At 66.4% G+C, this 18,892-nt stretch carries 24 protein-coding genes; 17 read left to right on the top strand and 7 right to left on the bottom strand.

Annotated elements, in window-relative coordinates; translation table 11 throughout:
• The first annotated feature begins 352 nt into the window (after positions 1–352).
• From rplN to rplO, 10 genes are read left to right on the top strand one after another with little or no spacing between them, the layout of a single operon-like run.
• Entirely contained in the window at positions 353–721 is a 369-nt protein-coding gene (gene rplN, locus BST12_RS26010; RefSeq protein ID WP_036352708.1) for a 50S ribosomal protein L14, read from the top strand.
• Complete coding sequence (rplX, locus tag BST12_RS26005; RefSeq protein ID WP_083116102.1) at positions 722–1,039, top strand: 50S ribosomal protein L24; 318 nt, start codon at positions 722–724, stop codon at positions 1,037–1,039.
• Positions 1,039–1,602: a 50S ribosomal protein L5 gene (gene rplE / locus BST12_RS26000; protein WP_083116101.1), complete on the top strand. Its 564-nt coding sequence runs from the start codon at positions 1,039–1,041 to the stop codon at positions 1,600–1,602. Before rplX ends, rplE begins: the two co-directional genes overlap by 1 nt.
• A 4-nt stretch (positions 1,603–1,606) precedes the next feature.
• Positions 1,607–1,792, top strand: coding sequence for a type Z 30S ribosomal protein S14 (locus BST12_RS25995; RefSeq protein WP_011739072.1), 186 nt, complete (start codon positions 1,607–1,609; stop codon positions 1,790–1,792).
• Between the two features lie 22 nt (positions 1,793–1,814).
• Complete coding sequence (rpsH, locus tag BST12_RS25990; protein ID WP_083116100.1) at positions 1,815–2,213, top strand: 30S ribosomal protein S8; 399 nt, start codon at positions 1,815–1,817, stop codon at positions 2,211–2,213.
• A 25-nt stretch (positions 2,214–2,238) separates the two neighbouring features.
• Positions 2,239–2,778: a 50S ribosomal protein L6 gene (gene rplF / locus BST12_RS25985; protein WP_083116099.1), complete on the top strand. Its 540-nt coding sequence runs from the start codon at positions 2,239–2,241 to the stop codon at positions 2,776–2,778.
• Between the two features lie 2 nt (positions 2,779–2,780).
• Positions 2,781–3,149: a 50S ribosomal protein L18 gene (rplR, locus tag BST12_RS25980; protein ID WP_083116098.1), complete on the top strand. Its 369-nt coding sequence runs from the start codon at positions 2,781–2,783 to the stop codon at positions 3,147–3,149.
• A gap of 19 nt (positions 3,150–3,168) precedes the next feature.
• On the top strand, positions 3,169–3,858 hold the full coding sequence (gene rpsE / locus BST12_RS25975; protein ID WP_083116097.1) for a 30S ribosomal protein S5: 690 nt from the start codon (positions 3,169–3,171) through the stop codon (positions 3,856–3,858).
• Complete coding sequence (gene rpmD, locus BST12_RS25970; RefSeq protein WP_083116096.1) at positions 3,855–4,043, top strand: 50S ribosomal protein L30; 189 nt, start codon at positions 3,855–3,857, stop codon at positions 4,041–4,043. The genes rpsE and rpmD overlap by 4 nt, the downstream gene beginning before the upstream one ends.
• Positions 4,040–4,480 carry a 50S ribosomal protein L15 gene (gene rplO / locus BST12_RS25965; protein ID WP_083116095.1) on the top strand — a complete coding sequence of 147 codons (441 nt, stop codon included), beginning with the start codon at positions 4,040–4,042 and terminating at the stop codon, positions 4,478–4,480. Before rpmD ends, rplO begins: the two co-directional genes overlap by 4 nt.
• Positions 4,481–4,503: 23 nt before the next feature.
• On the opposite strand, the gene BST12_RS25960 is transcribed toward rplO, so the two are convergent.
• Positions 4,504–5,430 carry an LLM class flavin-dependent oxidoreductase gene (locus tag BST12_RS25960; protein WP_083116094.1) on the bottom strand — a complete coding sequence of 309 codons (927 nt, stop codon included), beginning with the start codon at positions 5,428–5,430 and terminating at the stop codon, positions 4,504–4,506.
• Between the two features lie 49 nt (positions 5,431–5,479).
• Between BST12_RS25960 and sppA the strand changes: the two genes are divergently transcribed.
• Entirely contained in the window at positions 5,480–7,228 is a 1,749-nt protein-coding gene (gene sppA, locus BST12_RS25955; RefSeq protein WP_083116093.1) for a signal peptide peptidase SppA, read from the top strand.
• A gap of 7 nt (positions 7,229–7,235) precedes the next feature.
• On the opposite strand, the gene BST12_RS25950 is transcribed toward sppA, so the two are convergent.
• Positions 7,236–8,150 carry a class I SAM-dependent methyltransferase gene (locus BST12_RS25950; RefSeq protein ID WP_083116092.1) on the bottom strand — a complete coding sequence of 305 codons (915 nt, stop codon included), beginning with the start codon at positions 8,148–8,150 and terminating at the stop codon, positions 7,236–7,238.
• An 18-nt stretch (positions 8,151–8,168) separates the two neighbouring features.
• Positions 8,169–9,119, bottom strand: a complete 951-nt coding sequence (locus BST12_RS25945; protein WP_083116104.1) for a class I SAM-dependent methyltransferase — start codon at positions 9,117–9,119, stop codon at positions 8,169–8,171.
• A 107-nt stretch (positions 9,120–9,226) separates the two neighbouring features.
• Here BST12_RS25945 and BST12_RS25940 point away from each other — a divergent pair, with 107 nt between their 5' ends.
• A complete protein-coding gene (locus BST12_RS25940; protein ID WP_083116091.1) occupies positions 9,227–10,003 on the top strand; it encodes an SDR family NAD(P)-dependent oxidoreductase in 777 nt (258 codons plus the stop codon).
• Complete coding sequence (locus BST12_RS25935) at positions 10,000–11,241, top strand: zinc-dependent alcohol dehydrogenase (RefSeq protein ID WP_083116090.1); 1,242 nt, start codon at positions 10,000–10,002, stop codon at positions 11,239–11,241. The genes BST12_RS25940 and BST12_RS25935 overlap by 4 nt, the downstream gene beginning before the upstream one ends.
• On the opposite strand, the gene BST12_RS25930 is transcribed toward BST12_RS25935, so the two are convergent.
• A complete protein-coding gene (locus tag BST12_RS25930; protein ID WP_372511101.1) occupies positions 11,223–11,792 on the bottom strand; it encodes a class I SAM-dependent methyltransferase in 570 nt (189 codons plus the stop codon). The two genes, BST12_RS25935 and BST12_RS25930, sit on opposite strands and share 19 nt — an antisense overlap.
• 74 nt (positions 11,793–11,866) lie before the next feature.
• Between BST12_RS25930 and BST12_RS25925 the strand changes: the two genes are divergently transcribed.
• Entirely contained in the window at positions 11,867–12,715 is an 849-nt protein-coding gene (locus BST12_RS25925; RefSeq protein WP_083116088.1) for a helix-turn-helix transcriptional regulator, read from the top strand.
• Here BST12_RS25925 and BST12_RS25920 read toward each other — a convergent pair.
• The 3 genes from BST12_RS25920 to BST12_RS25910 are packed head-to-tail and all read right to left on the bottom strand — an operon-like array spanning position 12,712 to position 15,217.
• On the bottom strand, positions 12,712–13,590 hold the full coding sequence (locus tag BST12_RS25920; protein WP_083116087.1) for an MBL fold metallo-hydrolase: 879 nt from the start codon (positions 13,588–13,590) through the stop codon (positions 12,712–12,714). The genes BST12_RS25925 and BST12_RS25920 overlap by 4 nt on opposite strands.
• Positions 13,590–14,240, bottom strand: a complete 651-nt coding sequence (locus BST12_RS25915; protein WP_083116086.1) for an L-fuculose-phosphate aldolase — start codon at positions 14,238–14,240, stop codon at positions 13,590–13,592. The genes BST12_RS25920 and BST12_RS25915 overlap by 1 nt, the downstream gene beginning before the upstream one ends.
• A complete protein-coding gene (locus BST12_RS25910; protein ID WP_083116085.1) occupies positions 14,237–15,217 on the bottom strand; it encodes an NAD(P)-dependent oxidoreductase in 981 nt (326 codons plus the stop codon). The genes BST12_RS25915 and BST12_RS25910 overlap by 4 nt, the downstream gene beginning before the upstream one ends.
• 30 nt (positions 15,218–15,247) lie before the next feature.
• Here BST12_RS25910 and BST12_RS25905 point away from each other — a divergent pair, with 30 nt between their 5' ends.
• The 3 genes from BST12_RS25905 to BST12_RS25895 form a co-directional block, all read left to right on the top strand.
• The gene (locus BST12_RS25905; protein ID WP_083116103.1) at positions 15,248–16,585 is read left to right on the top strand and encodes a xylulokinase; all 1,338 of its coding nucleotides are present in this window, start codon (positions 15,248–15,250) and stop codon (positions 16,583–16,585) included.
• Positions 16,586–16,626: 41 nt separating this feature from the next.
• A complete protein-coding gene (locus BST12_RS25900; RefSeq protein WP_083116084.1) occupies positions 16,627–17,292 on the top strand; it encodes a GNAT family N-acetyltransferase in 666 nt (221 codons plus the stop codon).
• A 266-nt stretch (positions 17,293–17,558) separates the two neighbouring features.
• A partial coding sequence (locus BST12_RS25895) for a condensation domain-containing protein (RefSeq protein WP_245850584.1) occupies positions 17,559–18,892 on the top strand: 1,334 nt, incomplete at its 3' end.

The following is an 18,892-nucleotide window of genomic DNA, read 5'->3' as shown; positions in this document are numbered from 1 at the left end:
GCCTCAACGCCGCCGCACCCGCGCCCAAGACCGCGCCTACCGCATCGCCACCGAAACGCCGCGACAACCACACCGCCCGCACCACCGGTCGCGCCGATCCCGACAACTACTTCGGCCTGCCCCCACCCAACCCCGACGCCGAACCACCACCCTTCTAAACAGTGGCGGGCTCAGCTCCGCCCGTGAATTTGGCGCTGAGCTGGCCGTCCCCTAGACTCTAGGGGTTGCCTTGGGCAGACCTCGGCTGGTGCGTGCGAACGCTACTGGCCCCGCGTGCCCTTCGGTGACAAAGATCGCGCACGTCAGAGGGCTCGTTTTTGCCGTGCACACGTGAACCAGGTCAGGAGATCGAGTGATTCAGCAGGAATCGCGGCTGAAGGTCGCCGACAACACCGGCGCCAAGGAGATCTTGTGCATTCGGGTCCTCGGCGGTTCGTCGCGACGCTACGCCGGCATCGGTGACGTCATCGTCGCCACCGTCAAGGACGCCATCCCCGGCGGCAACGTCAAGCGCGGCGACGTCGTCAAGGCCGTCGTGGTGCGCACCGTCAAGGAGCGTCGCCGCCCCGACGGCAGCTACATCAAGTTCGACGAGAACGCCGCGGTGATCATCAAGCCCGACAACGACCCGCGCGGCACCCGCATTTTCGGGCCGGTCGGCCGGGAACTGCGGGAGAAGAAGTTCATGAAGATCATCTCGCTTGCCCCGGAGGTGTTGTAGATGAAGGTCCACAAGGGCGACACCGTGCTGGTGATTGCCGGCAAGGACAAAGGCGCCAAAGGCAAAGTGCTGCAGGCCTTCCCGACCCGCAACCGTGTACTGGTCGAGGGTGTCAACCGGATCAAGAAGCACACCGCGATCTCGACCAACCAGCGTGGTGCACGTTCGGGCGGCATCGTCACCCAGGAGGCGCCGATCCACGTTTCCAACGTGATGGTGGTCGACTCCGACGGCAAGCCCACCCGCATCGGTTACCGGGTGGACGAGGAGACCGGTAAGCGAGTCCGCATCTCCAAGCGCAATGGCAAGGACATCTGATGAGCACTGCCGAAAAGACTCAGCCGCGCCTGAAACAGCGCTACCGCAACGAGATTCGCGATGCGCTGCACAAGCAGTTCGGTTACGGCAACGTCATGCAGATCCCGACGGTGACCAAGGTTGTGGTCAACATGGGAGTCGGCGAGGCGGCCCGCGACGCCAAGCTGATCAACGGCGCGGTCAACGACCTGTCGCTGATCACCGGGCAGCGGCCGGAGATCCGCCGGGCCCGCAAGTCGATCGCACAGTTCAAACTGCGCGAAGGCATGCCGATCGGCGCCCGGGTCACCCTGCGCGGCGACCGGATGTGGGAGTTCCTCGACCGGCTCACCTCGATCGCGCTCCCGCGTATCCGTGACTTCCGCGGGTTGTCGCCCAAGCAGTTCGACGGTGTCGGCAACTACACCTTCGGCCTGGCCGAGCAGTCGGTATTCCACGAGATCGACGTGGACAAGATCGACCGGGTCCGCGGCATGGACATCAACGTCGTCACCTCGGCGACGAACGACGACGAAGGACGAGCGCTGTTGCGGGCCCTCGGCTTCCCCTTCAAGGAGAACTGAGCAGATGGCAAAGAAGGCACTGGTCAACAAGGCCGCACGCAAGCCCAAGTTCGCGGTGCGCGGCTACACGCGCTGCAGCAAGTGCGGGCGCCCGCGCGCGGTATTCCGCAAGTTCGGGCTCTGCAGGATCTGCCTGCGCGAGATGGCGCATGCGGGCGAGCTGCCCGGCGTGCAGAAGAGCAGCTGGTGACGGGACATAGGGGCTAATCCATATGACTATGACTGACCCGATCGCAGACTTCTTGACCCGTCTGCGCAACGCCAACTCGGCGTACCACGACGAAGTGAGCTTGCCGCACTCGAAGATCAAGGCCAACATCGCCGAGATCCTCAAGAAAGAGGGCTACATCACCGACTACCACACCGAGGACGCTCGGGTGGGCAAGTCGCTGGTCGTCCAACTCAAGTACGGGCCCAGCCGCGAGCGCAGCATCGCCGGTCTGCGACGGGTGTCCAAGCCCGGTCTGCGGGTCTACGCGAAGTCCACCAACCTGCCGCGCGTGCTCGGTGGCCTTGGCGTGGCGATCATTTCGACGTCTTCGGGCCTGCTCACCGACCGTCAGGCAGCCAGACAGGGCGTGGGCGGCGAAGTCCTCGCATACGTCTGGTAGTCGGAGAGAGACACGGAGACAGATAATGTCGCGCATTGGTAAGCAGCCGGTTCCGGTTCCCGCCGGAGTCGACGTAACGATCGAGGGCCAGAACATCTCGGTCAAGGGGCCCAAGGGCACCCTCGACCTGACCGTCGCTGAGCCAATCACGGTGGCGCGCAACGACGATGGCGCGATCGTGGTCACCCGGCCCGACGACGAGCGGCATAACCGCTCGCTGCACGGGCTGTCCCGCACGCTGGTGTCCAACCTGGTCGTCGGTGTGACGCAGGGGTACACCACCAAGATGGAGATCTACGGCGTCGGTTACCGCGTGCAGCTCAAGGGTTCCAACCTGGAGTTCGCGCTGGGTTACAGCCACCCGGTGGTGATCGAGGCCCCCGAGGGCATCTCATTCGCGGTGGAGACGCCGACGAAGTTCAGCGTCTCGGGGATCGACAAGCAGAAGGTTGGCCAGATCTCGGCGAACATCCGCCGGTTGCGCCGCCCCGACCCGTACAAGGGCAAGGGCGTTCGCTACGAAGGCGAGCAGATCCGCCGCAAGGTCGGAAAGACAGGTAAGTAGTCATGGCGCAAACAGTCTCCGCGACCCGACGGGTTTCTCGGCTGCGCAGGCACGCACGGCTGCGTAAGAAGGTCGCCGGCACCGCGGACCGTCCCCGCTTGGTAGTCAACCGTTCTTCGCGGCACATTCACGTGCAACTGGTGAACGACCTTAACGGCACCACCGTGGCCGCTGCCTCGTCGATCGAATCCGACGTGCGCGGTCTGGACGGGGACAAGAAGACCCGCAGCGTGCGGGTCGGACAGTTGATCGCCGAGCGGGCCAAGGCAGCCGGCATCGACACCGTGGTGTTCGACCGCGGTGGCTACACCTACGGCGGACGGATCGCCGCGCTGGCCGATGCCGCGCGCGAGAACGGATTGAGTTTCTGATGAACGGGAGGACCGCATAATGGCGGAGCAGTCGGCTGGCGGGCAGGGTGCCCAAGACAGCCGCGACGGCCGTGACTCGCGCGACGGCCGTGGCCGACGCGACGGCGGTGGCCGCGGCGGTCGTGATCGGGATCGCGACGGCGACAAGAGCAACTACTTGGAGCGGGTCGTCGCCATCAACCGCGTGTCCAAGGTGGTCAAGGGTGGTCGGCGATTCAGCTTCACCGCTTTGGTCATCGTCGGTGACGGCAACGGCATGGTCGGCGTCGGCTACGGCAAGGCCAAAGAGGTTCCGGCCGCGATCGCCAAGGGCGTCGAGGAGGCCCGCAAGGGCTTCTTCCGGGTGCCCCTGATCGGCGGCACCATCACCCACCCCGTGCAGGGTGAGGCGGCTGCCGGCGTGGTGCTGTTGCGCCCGGCCAGCCCGGGTACCGGTGTGATCGCCGGCGGTGCGGCGCGCGCGGTGCTGGAATGCGCTGGGGTGCACGACATCCTGGCCAAGTCCCTCGGTAGCGACAACGCGATCAACGTGGTGCACGCCACCGTCACCGCCCTCAAGCTGCTGCAGCGGCCCGAAGAGGTGGCCGCCCGGCGTGGTCTCCCGATCGAGGACGTCGCTCCGGCCGGAATGCTCAAAGCCCGGCGCGAAAGTGACGCGCTGGCCAGCGCGGCCGCCCGCGAGGCGCAAACTCCAGGGGCACAACCATGAGCGACGCAAAGCTGAAGATCACTCAGGTGCGCAGCACCATCGGGGCGCGCTGGAAGCAGCGCGAGAGCCTGCGCACGCTGGGCCTGCGGCGGATTCGCCACTCGGTGATCCGCGAGGACAACCCCCAAACGCGTGGGCTGATCGCAGTGGTGAGCCACCTGGTCGAGGTGGAGGAGGCTAAGTGACCATCAAGCTGCACGACCTGCGGCCTGCGCCGGGGTCGAAAACCCCACGCACGCGAGTCGGTCGCGGTGAGGGTTCCAAGGGCAAGACGGCCGGCCGCGGCACCAAGGGCACCAAAGCCCGCAAGAACGTGCCGGCGACCTTCGAGGGCGGGCAGATGCCCATCCACATGCGGCTGCCCAAGCTCAAGGGCTTCCGTAACCGGTTCCGCACCGAATACGAGGTCGTCAACGTCGGTGACATCAACCGGCTGTTCCCGCAGGGCGGTTCCGTCGGAGTGGACGAATTGGTGGCCAAGGGCGCCGTTCGCAAGAACGCTCTGGTCAAGGTCCTCGGCGACGGCAAGCTGACCGTGAAGGTGGACCTGACCGCACACAAGTTCAGCGGCAGCGCCCGGGAGAAGATCACCGCCGCCGGCGGCTCGGCCACCGAGCTCTGAGCCGAGTCCACTAGCCGAGCCCATTACCCGAGCCGCGGAATCACCTCTGCGGCAAGGCGTTCCATCTGCTCGCGGTTCTGTTCGACATCAGGACCGACGGGGTTGAGCAACAGCATCTCGGCGCCGGCGTCGATCACTTCGCGTAGCCCGCGGACCACGTCGTCGGGTGTTCCCGACACCGGCACCGCATCGATGCCGGCCATCTTGCCGTAGATGCGGCGCAGTCCGGCCAGCACCCGCTCGCGGGCCCGGTCGGTATTGCCGTCGATCATCAAATAGACCCGTTTGCCGATGGTGAATTGTGTCGGGTCCTTGCCCTGTTCGGCGAGTTCGGCGCGCACGACCGCGACGGCGTCGGCGAAGGCGCTCGTGGTCGACGAACCGGCGCCGAGGAACGCGTCACCGTGGCGTACCGCCCGGGCCAGGGCCTTGGGTGCCGAGCCGCCGAACCAGATCGGCGGATGCGGTCGCTGCACCGGCTTGGGCTGAATCGGCAGATCGTCGACGTTGCGGAACCGGCCATGGAACTTCACCCTGGGTTCGTCGGACCAGGCCGCCTTCATCAATTGCAAGCCCTCGGTGAAATAGCTTATGTGCGTGGCCTTTTCCACGCCGAAGGCCTCGAATCTGCGAAACCCGCCGCCGGGGGCGATGCCGATGTCGAGCCTGCCGTGGCTGAGCCGGTCGACGGCCGTGGCCGCCGAGGCCAGCTGCAACGGATCATGCAACGAGGTCACCAGTACGGCGACGCCGAGACGCAGCCGCTGCGTGCACGCCGCCGCATAGGCCAGCAGCTCTAAAGGCGCCAACAGCGGCGCGTCGCCGATGATCTGTTCGAGCACCCAGCCGCCCTCGAAACCGAGTTCGTCGGCCCGCGCGAGGTAGGAGCGCAACCCGGCACCGTCGAAGCCGTCGGAATCGAGTTGGGGAATGGCGATCGAAAACCTCACTTCACCACCGTACGGGCTGGTTTGCCAGGCCGGTCGGTACGCTGCAGAGATGTTCGCCTTTCTGCCTTCCCTGCCCGGTGTCGACGAGGTGCGGGCCCTGGTCAACAGGGTTGATACCGCCCGCCACCACGGCGTGCCCAACGGTTGCGTACTCGAATTGAGCCTGCGCAGCACGCCGGCGGAGACGACGGGCTTCGACCCACTGGCGATCGTCACCGGAGCCGGGCGGCCGATGGCGCTGCGCGACGCCGTCACCGCGATCCACCGTGCCGCCGAGGATCCCCGGGTCGTCGGCTTGATCGCCCGAGTCCAGCTCGCCCCCTCGCCGCCCGGAGCCGTGCAGGAACTGCGCGCCGCGATCGCGGCGTTCAGCGCGGTCAAGCCGTCACTGGCCTGGGCCGAAACCTACCCGGGCACCCTGGCCTACTACCTGGCCTCGGCGTTCGGTGAGGTCTGGATGCAGCCGTCGGGAACCCTCGGACTGATCGGCTTCGCAAGCAACGCCATGTTCCTGCGCGATGCGCTGGAAAAGGCCGGCATCGAAGCCCAGTTCGTGGCGCGCGGCGAATACAAGTCAGCGGCAAACCTTTTCACCGAGGACGGGTTTACCGAGGCCCACCGCGAGGCCGTCACCCGGATGCTGGAAAGCCTGCAAGACCAGGTGTGGCAGGCGGTCGCCGAATCCCGCAATATCGACCGGGCCGCGCTGGACGAACTGGCCGACCGGGCCCCGCTGTTGCGCGACGACGCGGTGTCCTCCGGCCTGGTCGACCGGATCGGATTCCGCGATGAAGCCTACGCGCGTATCGCGGAACTGGTTGGTGTGCACGATGATTCAGGCGAGTCCGACGACACCGACGAGAAGCCGCCGCGAATGTACCTGGCGCGCTACGCCAGTTCGGCCCGGTCCCGGCTGGCCCCGCCGGTGCCCTCGATTCCGGGCCGGCGGGCCAAGCCCACCATCGCCGTCGTCACCCTTGAGGGCACCATCGTGAGCGGACGCGGAGGACCGCAGTTTCTGCCGTTCGGTCCCTCCAACGCCGGCGGCGACACCGTCGCGGCGGCGTTGCGGGAGGTGGCCGCCAACGATTCGGTGTCGGCGATCGTGCTGCGGGTCGACAGTCCGGGCGGTTCGGTCACCGCGTCGGAAACCATTTGGCGTGAGGTGAAGCGGGCACGCGAGCGCGGCAAGCCGGTAGTGGCGTCGATGGGTTCTGTCGCCGCGTCCGGCGGCTACTACGTTTCGATGGGCGCCGACGCGATCGTGGCCAATCCCGCCACGATCACCGGTTCCATCGGCGTGCTCACCGGAAAGCTGGTGGTGCGCGACCTCAAGGACCGGCTCGGTGTGCGCTCGGATACGGTGCGCACCAACGCAAATGCCGATGCCTGGTCGATCGACGCGCCCTTCACCCCCGAGCAACAGGCACACCGTGAGGCCGAAGCCGACCTGTACTACACCGACTTCGTGGAGCGCGTCGCACAGGGCCGCAACCTCAGCACCGAAGCGGTGGATGTCGTTGCGCGAGGCCGGGTTTGGACTGGCGCGGACGCCCTGGAACGTGGTCTGGTCGACGAATTGGGTGGGCTGGAAACCGCGGTGCGCCGGGCGAAAGTACTCGCCGGGTTCGACGAGGACACCGACGTCCGCCTGGTCAGCTATCCGGGTTCTTCACTGCTGGACATGCTCCGGCCGCGCACGTCGTCGCAACCGGCGGCGGCGTGGATACCGGAGGCGTTGGGCGCGTTGCTCACTCGTGGGGCAAGCGCGGTGTGGCTGGGGGAGTCGCGCTTCTAGCCGGCTGTTAACCGGGCAGCTCACCGCTGATGAAGATGATTTCACCCAGTGGGTCGTCCTCTTCGAGCGGGCGCACGGTTATGCCGTTGCGCCGGTACAGTTCGGTTCTGGTCACACCGTCGGCTTCCCAGCCCTTGGCCCGCAGGTAGTCGATGACGTGGTTGCGTTCGCCGGTGTAGACCAGCGATCCCATGTCGATATCGACTCCGTGCTCGCGAAACCGCCCGGCCATTTCCCGGGCCCGATCCACATCGAAGTCGACTATGCCAGGGACGAATTCGGTGCCAACCGTGCTGCCCGGTGCACTCAGCGCGGTGATGTTGTCGAACAGCCGGTCCTGGGCATCCGGCGGCAGGTAGATCAGCAGTCCTTCGGCCAGCCACGCCGTCGGCGCCGCGGGGTCCAGGCCCGCCGCTTGCAGTGCCGCGGGCCAGTCGCCGCGCAGATCGATGGGGATGGCGCGGCGGGTCGCGGTCGGCTCGGCACCGATGTCGGCCAACGTCGTCGTCTTGAATTCGATCACCCGTGGCTGGTCGAGTTCATACACCACCGTCCCGGCCGGCCAGGGCAGTCGGTAGGCGCGCGCGTCCAGCCCGGACGCCAAAATCACCGCCTGCCGGATGCCGCCCGCCGTCGCTTTGACGAAGTACTCGTCGTAGAACTTGGTGCGCACCGCCATCCCGTCGATCATCGCCTGCACGCGGACTTTTGAATCCTCTTCGACCGCATCGAAATCGAGCTCGCCGTCGATCATCTTGCTGAAGAAATCGATGCCGACGGCACGCACCAGCGGTTCGGCGAACGGATCGTTGATCAGGCCGCGCGGATCGCGCGTGGCCATCGCACGACCGGTCGCGACCATGGTCGCGGTGGCGCCGACGCTGGACGCAAGATCCCAGTGATCGTCGTGAGTGCGTGGCATGTCAGTCCTATCTCGGGCCTAGCTCGGGGTCTGGTACAGCGTGCCGCTGATGTAGAGCATTTCACCCGACGACATGTCCTCGTCGTGAAGGGGGGGAAGGTTGTTGGCCGCACGCAGCTCGTGCAGGGAGATGCTGGTGGTCAACCAGCCGTGGTCGGACAGGTAGGCGGCGGCCTCGTTGCGCTGACCGAAGTAGAGCAGTCCGGTCATGTCGACGTCGAAGCCGTGTGCGCGCCACCGGTCGGACATGTTCTGCATGCGTTCTCTGATCCGGTTCTCGTCGCCGACGCTGGCCATGCTTTCAGTGGCCACGCGGCTGCCGGGCGCGCTGAGCTCGGTAACAGTATCCAGCAGGCGATCCTGTGCTTCGGGCGGCAGATATCCGAGCAGGCCTTCGGCGCTCCAGGCGGTGGGCTGGGCCGGGTCGAAGCCCGCCGCGCGCAATGCGGCCGGCCAGTCTTCGCGTAGGTCGATGGCCACCGCGCGCCGGTCCGCGGTGGGAGCCGCGCCAAGCTCGGCAAGCGTCCGGGATTTGAACTCGATCACTTGCGGCTGGTCGATTTCGTACACCACAGTCCCAGTGGGCCATTCCAGCCGGTAGGCGCGGGCATCCAGGCACGACGCCAGGATCACCGCCTGCTTGATACCCGCCCGCGTCGCATCCAAGAAGAAGTCGTCGAAGAACTTGGTACGGACCGAAATGTTGTCGGCCACTTCGGCAATCGACCTGATCGGACGGTCCGGGTCGTCATCGAGGTCGGTCGGATTGAGTTCCCCGGCCGCCAGCCGGGTGAGCAGCTCCACGCCGACACCGCGCACCAGCGGCTCGGCGAACGGATCGTTGATGAGGGGCTTGTCCGCGCGAGTGGCCATCGCGCGCGCCGCGGCCACCATGGTCGCAGTCACCCCGACGCTGGATGCCAGGTCCCAGGTGTCGCCTTCAAATCTGGCCGAACCCGTTGCCGTCATGTATTGCCCCATTCAGAAGAGAATGCCCGAAGTTGATATTTAGCCAATATAACAAACTTCGTCGCGTGGGGCTTCCCAACTGGACCGCTTCGCGGCAACCTTGAGCGATGTCGTTCGAAACGGCCGGCAAGCGGATACTCGTCACCGGCGCCTCGTCGGGGATCGGGGCGGCGCTGGCCCGGAGGCTGGCCGCCGAGGGTGCGGTGGTGGGGCTGATTGCGCGTCGGCGGGATCGGTTGGCAGAGGTCCTGGCCGACTGCCGGAAGGTGTCGCCGAACTCGGCGATGTGGGTCGCCGACCTGGACGACTCGGCCGCCGTCGGCCCGCTCGCGCTGCAGGCCTGGCACGGTTTGGGTGGCATCGACGCGTTGGTGAACAACGCCGCGACGCCGAAACGCCGGCGCGTCACCGCGCTCAAGCCCGACGACGTGGAGACGGTCATGCGGGTCAACTTCTTCGCTCCGATGCGGCTGACCCTGGCGTTGCTGCCTCGGATGGTGGCGCGCGGATCGGGGCTGATCGTCAACGTCTCCAGTCTGGCCGGCCGGTTCGCCATCATCCACGAATCCGCATACTGCGCAAGCAAATTCGCCCTCTGCGGGTGGAGCGAGGCGCTGGCCGTAGATTTGGCCGGTACCGGAGTCGCGGTGAAGTTGATCCAGCCGGGTCCGGTGGAAACCGAGATCTGGGATCGGCCGGAGAATGACGAACCCGTCTACCGGGGGCCCAAGATCGCGCCCGAGGAAGTGGCCGAGGGCATCGTTGCGGCCATGGGCAGTGACCGCTTCGAGCATTACCTGCCCGACCTCAAACCGGTCGTCGACGCCAAGAACGCCGACCTCGATGCGTTCATCGCCGGCGCGGCCGGAATGGCGCCGCAATGAAAGCTCTGGTGTATGGCGTGGCGCCGGAGCCCTTCGAGGTTGCGCAGACAGCCAACCAATTGGCCGCGAACTTGGCCCATACTCCGACGGCGCTGCGGCAAATGCCCGAACCTGCACTGCCACATCAGGATTGGGTCGTCACCCGCCCTCGGCTAACCGGAATCTGCGGGTCGGACTCCAAACAGATACTGATGGACTTCGGTGCCGATGATGCCGACAACGCGATGGCGGCGTTCTGCTCCTTCCCGCAAGTCATGGGCCACGAGGTGGTGGCCGACGTGGTCGAGCTGGGTCCCAAGGCCTGCGGACTGGAGGTGGGGCAGCGGGTCGTGCTCAACCCATGGCTGTCGTGCGCCCCGCGCGGCATCGAGCCGACGTGCCCCGCGTGCCAGAGCGGCGACTACAGCCTGTGCTGGAGCTTCACCGACGGCGACATCAAGCCCGGGATACACACCGGCGTCTCAGCAGATGTGACCGGTGGGTACGCCGAGTTGATGCCGGCTCACGACAGCATGCTGTTCGCGGTCCCGGACTCGGTGCCCGACGAGGCGGCGGTGTTCGCCGATCCGTTTTCGGTATCGCTGCACGCGATCACCCGCCACCCGCCGCCGCGCTCCGGCCGGGTGCTGGTGTACGGGGCCGGCTCGCTCGGACTATGTGCGGTAGCCATCCTGCGGGCGCTCTATCCGGACGTGGCGGTGGCCGTCGTCGCCCGGTTCGACGCGCAAGCGGCGCTGGCCCGCGCGTTCGGGGCGGCCAAAGTCCTTGCGCACGAACCACGTCTGGCCATCATCGAGGAGTTGGTGGCCTGGGGCGGCGGACGGTTGCGCCAGCCGTTACTGGGCCTGCCGATGGCTTACCCGGGCGCCGTCGACGTCGTCTACGACACCGTAGGAAAGCCGGAGACGTTCGAAGTCGGGGTCCGCGTGCTGGTCGCGCGCGGGACGCTGGTCAAGGCCGGTGTGCATGCGCCCGGCCGCTGGGAGTGGAGTCCGCTGTACTTCAAGGAGATCAGCTGGGTCGGTTCCAACGCCTTCGGGATCGAGGAGGTCGGCGGACAGCGCAAGCACGCCATCGCGCACTACCTCGATCTCGTCGAGGCGGGCCGGATTGACCTGCGCCCCATGCTTACTCACACCTTCGGTCTGGACCAGTGGCGCGATGCCTTCTATGCGATCGCCACCCAGGGCGAAAGCGGGGCGGTCAAGGTGGCCATCGATCAGCGGGTGGCCCGGTAGAAGACGAGCCGGCCCAGCACCCGGTGTGGATAGGTGCTGATTTCGGTGCAGTCGAAACCCGCGGCGCGCAACAGCTCGGGGATCCCGTCGCCGTGAATATCGACCAGGTGCAGGCTGCCGCCGGGGCGCAGCACCCGGTGGATTTCGGCGACCGCAGCGGGTTTCGCTTCGGAGTAGATGTGGTGCAGCATCATTGACGACAGCACCCGATCGAACTCGGCGTCGGCGTAGGGGAGTCGCTGGGCGTACGCCTGCTCGAACCGGATGCCGGACAATCGCCCTGCCTTCCGCTGCGCACGGCGCAGCACCCGAGGGTCAGGATCGCAACCGATGACCTCGGCCGAGGGCTGTTCGCGCTTGAGCAAGATGGTGAGATTCCCAGTGCCACAGCCGATTTCCAGGACCCGATGCCCGGCAGTTACTTCGGCCTGCGCGACCAGTCTTTTGTACACCCGGTTGAGTCCCAGCAGGCGGGCGAGCGGGTCATAGCAGGGCAGGAGTGCGTCGTGGCGGGTGGCCGGAAGGTAGTCATGTGGATGATGTTTGGTCACAAAGTTCATAGTGAGCCGGAGTACGCCAGCGCAATTGGGTGATCCTCGCCGAAAATAGGATTATCTTTGGCAACATGACGCATGCCGCTCGGTTGATCCGCCACCACGACGGCGTGCCGGTTTACCAGTATCGAACCGATCCGGCGACGCCCCCGGTGACGGTGATCCGAAGTAACGACCCGGTGCAGCTGCATCGCCATATTCATGACTTCCCGGCGCTCTGGTACGACACCGTCGCCGGTGTGGCGTATGTGGCTGCCGCGGGCCAGGTGCTCGATCCCGGCCAGATCGGCCCGGTTGGCGGCGGGGTGGCGGTGCTTTTCGATCCCGCCGCGCTCGGTGAAGACGCGCGATCGCCGTGGCCGGCATGGCGGTCGCATCCGTTGCTGTTCCCGTTTCTGCATGGCAGCGCGGGTGGAGTGCTGCGCCTGGAGGTGCCGGCGTCGCGACAATCTTTATGGGACACCGCAATTCGATCCATCGAGTCCGAGTTGACTGCGGCCCAGGACGGCTATCGGCAGGCCGTCCTGGCGCACCTCACCTTGCTGCTGATCGACCTGGCGCGGCTCGCCGGCGACGTGGTGGCCGACCTGCGCAGTAGTGGGGAGCCGCTACTTGCCGAGGTATTCGCGGTGATCGACCAGCGGCATGGCGAGCCCTTGTCGCTGAGCGGCGTTGCCCGGGAAGTCGGTATGACGTCGGGACACCTGACCACCGTCGTGCGGCGGCGTACCGGGCGAACCGTCCAACAGTGGATCATCGAGCGCCGCATGGCCGAAGCGCGTGACCTGCTGGCCGAAACGGATCTTTCGGTCGCCGAGGTCGCCAGACGCGTCGGAATGCCGGACCCCGGGTACTTCAGCCGACTGTTCGGCCGGATGCACGGCACCTCCCCTCGGCGGTGGCGCGGTCGCCCGCGTTAGAGGGGCTCGAAATCCAGCCAGCGGTCGACGTCGAACCGGTCGGCGACGGCGCGCAGGGTTGCGCCGCCGCGGCCGGGATAGTGCGCGGGTATCACCGCGGCGCCGGCCATTGCGGCCTCGGTGAGTATCCGGCGGCGGGTGAGGGCGGCCGCGTCGGCATCCACGTCGAATGCGCAGGGGTGTTCGGGTAAGCGCAGCTGCAGCGGGCTGTGGGTGAGATCGCCGACGAAGACCGCCGGCCGGCCCGCATCCAGCCACAGCACCGAGGAACCCGGTGTGTGCCCGGCGGCTGGCCGCAGTCGCAGCGACGGGCTGATCTGGTAGTCGTCCGACCACTGGATGAGCTGTCCGGCGTCCGCGACGGGGGCGACGCTGTCGGCGAACGCCAAGTGGTCATCGCCGGTCGCGGGCCCGTCCGGGGCAAAATGGCGAAAGTCGGCGGCAGTCAACAGGTATCGCGCGTTGGGGAACGTCGGAACCCAGCTGTCGTGGACCAGCATGGTGTTCCACCCGACATGATCGGAGTGGACATGGGTGTTGACCACCACGTCGACGGCATTGCGGTCGACGCCCGCCGCCTGCAAGGCGGAGAGGAAGCCGGTGTTGAGGTGATCCAGCGGTGGCAGGTGCGGACGGGGCCGGTCGTTGCCGACGCCGGTGTCGACGACGACGGTGAGCCCGTCGACCTCGATGACCCAGCTTTGGACCGCGATGTGCCACTCATCGGTCTCCGGGCTGAAGAAGTCGGGCACCAGCAGGTCGGCATTGTCCCGCCATCCCGATTGCGGCGTTTTTGGGAAAACGCTTGTGCCCAAGTCGAATCGAAGCTCAACCACTCGCGTCACGCTGGCGCGGCCCAGCGCAAGCCGTGTCATCACAGCCCGCGCAAATAGGTATACACGCCGGCGAAGTTCCGGTTGACATCCTCGGGCACTGGCACCGGGCCACCGAGAGAGCGTGTGCCCCAAACGATTTGGGCCGTCCGCTCGACCAGGGCGGTGATGTGCAGCACCTTGTCGGGCCGCGGTCCGACGGCCACCAAACCATGGTTGGCGATCAGGGCGGCGCCGCGGCCTTCCAGGGCTTTGACCGCGTTGGTTCCCACCTCGGGTGTGCCGGAGGCGGCGTATTCGGCGCAACGCACATCCCCGCCGCAGTACACCGCGAACTCGTCGATGCACGCCGGAATGGGCTGGTGTGCGACGGCGAACATGGTGGCCCACACCGGGTGGCTGTGAATGACGCTGCCGATGTCGTCGAACGCGTGGTAACAGGCCAGGTGCAACTGCATTTCCGTCGATGGCCGGCGGCCCTCTCCGGCCTGCAGCACAGCACCTTCCGGGTCCACCAGCACCAGGTCTTCGAGCACCATGTCGGCGTAGTCGACCGATGACGGCGTGATGACCAGGTTGCCGTCGGAGCGACGGGCGGAGATGTTGCCCGCCGTTCCCTCGACCAGGCCGCGGCGCAGCATGGCCTTGGCCGCCGCCAGCACCGCGGCTTCGGCATTGTCGACGGATTTCATGGGCCCAGCACCTCCGGGTTGACGATATTGGCTGGCGTGCTGCCGGATAGCAGCGCGTCCAGGTCGTCGGCCACCATTTGCGCCTGCCGCGCCTCGGTGTTCCACGTGGCCCCGCCGATGTGCGGGGTCAGCACGACGTTGGGCAGGCCGGTCAGCGGATGGTCGGTCGGTAACCATTCGCCGGCGAAGTGGTCCAGGCCGGCGGCGGCCACCTTGCCGGAACGCAGCGCGTCGACCAAAGCATCCGTGTCGTGCAGTTGGGCGCGAGCGGTGTTGAGGAACACGACCCCGTCGCGCATGGCAGCGAACTGTGCGGCGCCGATCATCCCCGCAGTGCCGTCGGTGACCGGTGCGTGCAGCGACACCACGTCAGCTTCGGCCAGTAGCTCGTCCAGGCCGTGCCGGGCGTCGTCGTTGTACGGGTCGTGGGCGATGACCCGCATGCCCAGCCCGGCCAGCCGCCATCGCGTGGCACGTCCGACGGCGCCGAGTCCCACCAGGCCTGCCGTCAGGCCGGCGATCTCCCAGCCGCGGAACCGCTGATACGGGATGGAGCCATCGCGAAACATGTTGCCGGAGCGCACATCCGCATCCGCGGTCAACAGGTGGCGGGTGGTGGCCAGGAGCAGGGCCACCGTCATTTCGGCCACGGCGTCGGCGTTGCGTGCCGGAGTGTTGAGCACCGGAATGCCGGCCGCGGTGGCCCCCGCGACGTCGACGTTGTTTGGGTCCCCACGTGTCGAGGCGATCGCGCACAGGCCCAGCTCGAACACCGGTCCCGTTACCGAATCGCTTTCCACCACAACCACATCGGCGGACTCGGCGGCTAACCGTTCGGCCAGCTGCTCGGCGCTGTAGATCCGCAGCGGAGTCTGATCTATCCAGGGGTCGTAGACCACATCGGCTAGCCGCCGAAGTTTGGCGAACCCCGGTCCACGCAAGGGGGCGGTCACCAGGGCGCGCGGTCGAGACGTCACGAGACCCAATGCTGGCGTACCGTGGCGCCCGTGTCACGCGTGGACGTCACAATCGGGATCGACGTCGGCACTACCGCGGTCAAAGCGGTCGCCGCCGACGAGGACGGCAACGTGGCGGCGCGGGTCCGGATACCGCATCAATTGCGGGTGCCGGCCCCCGACCTGTTGGAGCACGACGCCGACGAGGCGTGGCGGCGGGGCCCGGTGGCGGCCCTGGACCAGCTGGCCCGGCCGGACGCCAAGGCGGTGGCAGTTTCGGCGATGGTGCCGTCGATGACCGCCGTCGATTCCTCCGGCCGGCCGCTCACACCGGGCCTGCTGTACGGCGATAGCCGGGGCCGGGTGCCCGGTGCGCAAGCGCAGCCGTTGCCGTCGGTGGGCGAGGCCGCGGAGTTTCTGCGCTGGACTGCCGCCGAGGCGCCGGACGCGGCCGGATACTGGCCCGCCCCGGCGGTGACAAACTACGCGCTGGCGGGTGAGGCGGTGATCGACTTCGCCACCGCGATAACGAGCCTTCCGCTTTTCGATGGCACCGGCTGGAATCCGGCCGCCTGTGCCGACTGCGGCGTGACCGTCGACCGCATGCCGCGGGTGGAGACGTTCGGCGCGCCGGCCGGCCAGGTGCACGGGACCCAGGCCGTGCTGGCGACCGGTGCCATCGACGCACTGTGCGAACAGATCGTGGCCGGCGCCGATCACGACGGCGACGTGCTGGTGCTGTGCGGCACCACGTTGATCGTGTGGACAACCATCTCCCAGGCCCGCCAGATGCCGGGCCTGTGGACGATTCCGCACACCGCAGCCGGCAAAAGCCAGATCGGCGGCGCCAGCAATGCCGGCGGATTATTCCTCGGGTGGGTGGATAGCGTTGTCGCACAAGCTGATCCAGCTGTCGCCGACCCGCGCCGGGTACCGGTATGGCTGCCCTACCTACGCGGCGAACGCACGCCGGTGCACGACCCCGATCGGCGCGCCGCGCTGGACGGCTTGGACCTCACCCAGGACGCGGCGTCCCTGCGCCGGGCCGCGTATGAGGCGTCCGGCTTTGTGGTGCGTCAACTCATCGAGTTGAGCGGTGCACCGGTTGCGCGCATCGTCGCCTCCGGCGGTGGGACTCGGGTGCAGCCCTGGATGCAGGCCATCGCCGACGCAACAGGGCGTCCAGTGGAGGTGTCGGCGGTGGCCGAAGGCGCTGCACTGGGCGCGGCTTTCCTCGCCCGGATGGCGGCCGGACTGGAGACGACGATCGCCGACGCCGCACGATGGGCGCGGACCGAGCGCATTGTGGAGCCCCAACCGGCGTGGCTGGATCCGACCAAGGACCGCTATCACCGGTTCCTGGAAATCAGCGGTTCCAGACTGGCCTAACCGGTAGCGCATTAACGCGCGACGCGCTCTACTCTTATGCCATGACCGACCACGACCAGACCGCCGTCCGCCGCGAGATCGCAGATGCACTGCTCGCCGGAGTCGAACGCCGGCACGAAGTTGCCGACGCCCTCGTAGAAGCCAAGAACAGGGCGGCCGCGGTCGAGGCGATCGTGACATTGCTCGGCACCTCTCACGTCGCCGCCGAAGCGGTGATGGGGATGTCGTTCGCCCAACTCACCAAAGATGCCCGGGCAAAGATCCTGGCCGAACTCGACGACCTGAACAAACAGCTGAGTTTCACACTCAAGGAGCGTCCGGCCAGTTCCGGGGAGACGCTGGAGCTGCGGCCATTTGCGGCCGGCCAGGACCGCGACATCTTCGTCACGCGCACCGAGGAGATCAAGGCCGCCGGCGACGGATCCGGCGGGCCGGCGGGCAACGTCGACGACGAGATCCGCGCGGCGTTGCGACGCGTCGACGACGAAGAGGCCGCATGGTTCGTCGCGATCGACTCCGGCGAAAAGGTCGGCATGGTCTTCGGCGAGCTGGTGCACGGCGAGGTGAACGTTCGGATCTGGATCCACCCGGAGCACCGCAAGAAGGGTTACGGCACCGCCGCACTACGCAAGTCGCGCTCGGAGATGGCATGGGCGTTCCCAGCTGTGCCGATGGTCGTCCGCGCGCCGGCCGCTCACCCGGCCTAGCACACGTCGCGCGAACCGCAACATTAATAATCACGCCAAAAAAAACAGTTGCTGATGGCCACTATTGCTTTAGCGTAGGTATGCCGCCAGTGCACGCCGGCCAAGGTTGGTATTCGATTGGCGAGGTTGGCTGGTGGGTTCTTTTGGCGACGAAAATTGCAGCTGTTTCTCCGACTTGCGCAGCGAAGGGGAGGGCTATCCGCCCTGCGCCACCCGGCGCGTAGCCCGACTTGCGAGTCGCAAGGCCGTGAGGTTCTAGCGGCCGCATGGAGCTTCACGAGCATGCCCTTCCGCTGACACGGGGGCAGGTGGATATCTGGCTTTCCCAGGAAACGGCTGGTTCGCGGACGGACTGGCAGGTGGGCTGGTTCGTGCCGATCAGGGGTCTCGTAGATCCTGATGTCCTTGACCGGGGGATCCGCCAGGTGGTGGTTGAGGCAGAAGCCCTGCGGGTCAACTTCTGCGAGGTGGACGGCCAGGTTTTCCAAAAGGCAATTGATGACCCGTCTCTAGAGCTTGCTCGTCACGACCTCAGGCACTCGCAGAACCCGGTGCACGACGCCTACCGGTTGGCTTTGGCCATTCAACGCACACCGCTGTGGCCTGGCCCGCTGTACAAATTTGTGTTGTATCAAACGCGGTCTGATGAATTCCATTTGTTCATCTGCAGCCACCATATAGTTCTCGACGGATTCGGTACCGTGCTTATCACCAAACGGATTGCCGAGGTCTACTCTGCGCTCATCTCGGGCAAGCCGGTGCCGGCCGCGGCGTTTGGCTCACTACGGGATCTGGTCGACTATGAGTCGGATTACGAGGAGTCCGGCGAATACCTCGAAGACCGGGCCTATTGGTGCGAAAATCTTCCGGCTGAAAATGCTTCGGGTTATCAGTTGCCGCAAGTCGCGAACCGGCCTGATTCGTACGTAGCCTCGACGCCAATTCAGTTCGATCCTGCTGTGGTGAATCGAGTCGACGAGTTCTGCGAGGTAGTGGGGGTTCGTCGCGCATCGGTGATTACTGCGGCGTGCGCGCTTTTGGTGCGTGAGTGGTGTGCCGGCGGCTCGGAAGTGGCGCTCGATTTCCCGGTCAGCAGGCGTGTCGGTGCGCAGTCGAAGACATTCCCCGCAATGGTTAGTGGGTTTGTGTCGCTGTCGTTGCGGGCGTTGCCGTCGTCGACAGTTGCCGCTTTTTGTGAACATGTCGAAACTCAAATAGGCGATGCACTGCGGCATCAGCGATTTCCGGTGCACGTCTTGGAGAACAATAGTGGCCCCCGCGGCACGGGGCAGGGGGCGGCCAGGGTTGCCGTTAACTTCATCCCGTCGGTAACTGTTCCGCCTTTCGGCAATGCGCCGGCATCGATCGTCTACACAAGCTTCGGACGGGTAAACCACTTTGGCCTGTACTTCGTCAAAGATGGGGATCAGCTTTTTCTGGTTACCGCCGGCGCTGGCCGGCCATTTTCGGATTTCGATGTCTCCGATTTAGCGCAACGCCTGCAGAGACTGTTGTTGGCGATGGTTGAAGATCCGCAGGCGTGGTTGTCTTCGGTTGAGGTGGTTGATGAGGTTGAGGGTGCGCGGTTGGATGTGCTGGG

It is taken from the genome of Mycobacterium angelicum (genome assembly GCF_002086155.1).
Taxonomy (GTDB): Bacteria; Actinomycetota; Actinomycetes; order Mycobacteriales; family Mycobacteriaceae; genus Mycobacterium; species Mycobacterium angelicum.
The sequence above is the reverse complement of the archived record's forward strand: the minus strand, read 5'-3'. Positions and strand labels throughout refer to the sequence as shown.

Bases quoted from the DNA above. Each gene is read 5' to 3' on its own strand.
- rplX (WP_083116102.1), top strand. From the start codon at position 722: ATGAAGGTCCACAAGGGCGACACCGTGCTGGTGATTGCCGGCAAGGAC.
- rplE (WP_083116101.1), top strand. From the start codon at position 1,039: ATGAGCACTGCCGAAAAGACTCAGCCGCGCCTGAAACAGCGCTACCGC.
- BST12_RS25995 (WP_011739072.1), top strand. From the start codon at position 1,607: ATGGCAAAGAAGGCACTGGTCAACAAGGCCGCACGCAAGCCCAAGTTC.
- rpsH (WP_083116100.1), top strand. From the start codon at position 1,815: ATGACTATGACTGACCCGATCGCAGACTTCTTGACCCGTCTGCGCAAC.
- rplF (WP_083116099.1), top strand. From the start codon at position 2,239: ATGTCGCGCATTGGTAAGCAGCCGGTTCCGGTTCCCGCCGGAGTCGAC.
- rplR (WP_083116098.1), top strand. From the start codon at position 2,781: ATGGCGCAAACAGTCTCCGCGACCCGACGGGTTTCTCGGCTGCGCAGG.
- rpsE (WP_083116097.1), top strand. From the start codon at position 3,169: ATGGCGGAGCAGTCGGCTGGCGGGCAGGGTGCCCAAGACAGCCGCGAC.
- rpmD (WP_083116096.1), top strand. From the start codon at position 3,855: ATGAGCGACGCAAAGCTGAAGATCACTCAGGTGCGCAGCACCATCGGG.
- sppA (WP_083116093.1), top strand. From the start codon at position 5,480: ATGTTCGCCTTTCTGCCTTCCCTGCCCGGTGTCGACGAGGTGCGGGCC.
- BST12_RS25950 (WP_083116092.1), bottom strand. From the start codon at position 8,150: ATGCCACGCACTCACGACGATCACTGGGATCTTGCGTCCAGCGTCGGC.
- BST12_RS25945 (WP_083116104.1), bottom strand. From the start codon at position 9,119: ATGACGGCAACGGGTTCGGCCAGATTTGAAGGCGACACCTGGGACCTG.
- BST12_RS25940 (WP_083116091.1), top strand. From the start codon at position 9,227: ATGTCGTTCGAAACGGCCGGCAAGCGGATACTCGTCACCGGCGCCTCG.
- BST12_RS25935 (WP_083116090.1), top strand. From the start codon at position 10,000: ATGAAAGCTCTGGTGTATGGCGTGGCGCCGGAGCCCTTCGAGGTTGCG.
- BST12_RS25925 (WP_083116088.1), top strand. From the start codon at position 11,867: ATGACGCATGCCGCTCGGTTGATCCGCCACCACGACGGCGTGCCGGTT.
- BST12_RS25920 (WP_083116087.1), bottom strand. From the start codon at position 13,590: ATGACACGGCTTGCGCTGGGCCGCGCCAGCGTGACGCGAGTGGTTGAG.
- BST12_RS25915 (WP_083116086.1), bottom strand. From the start codon at position 14,240: ATGAAATCCGTCGACAATGCCGAAGCCGCGGTGCTGGCGGCGGCCAAG.
- BST12_RS25900 (WP_083116084.1), top strand. From the start codon at position 16,627: ATGACCGACCACGACCAGACCGCCGTCCGCCGCGAGATCGCAGATGCA.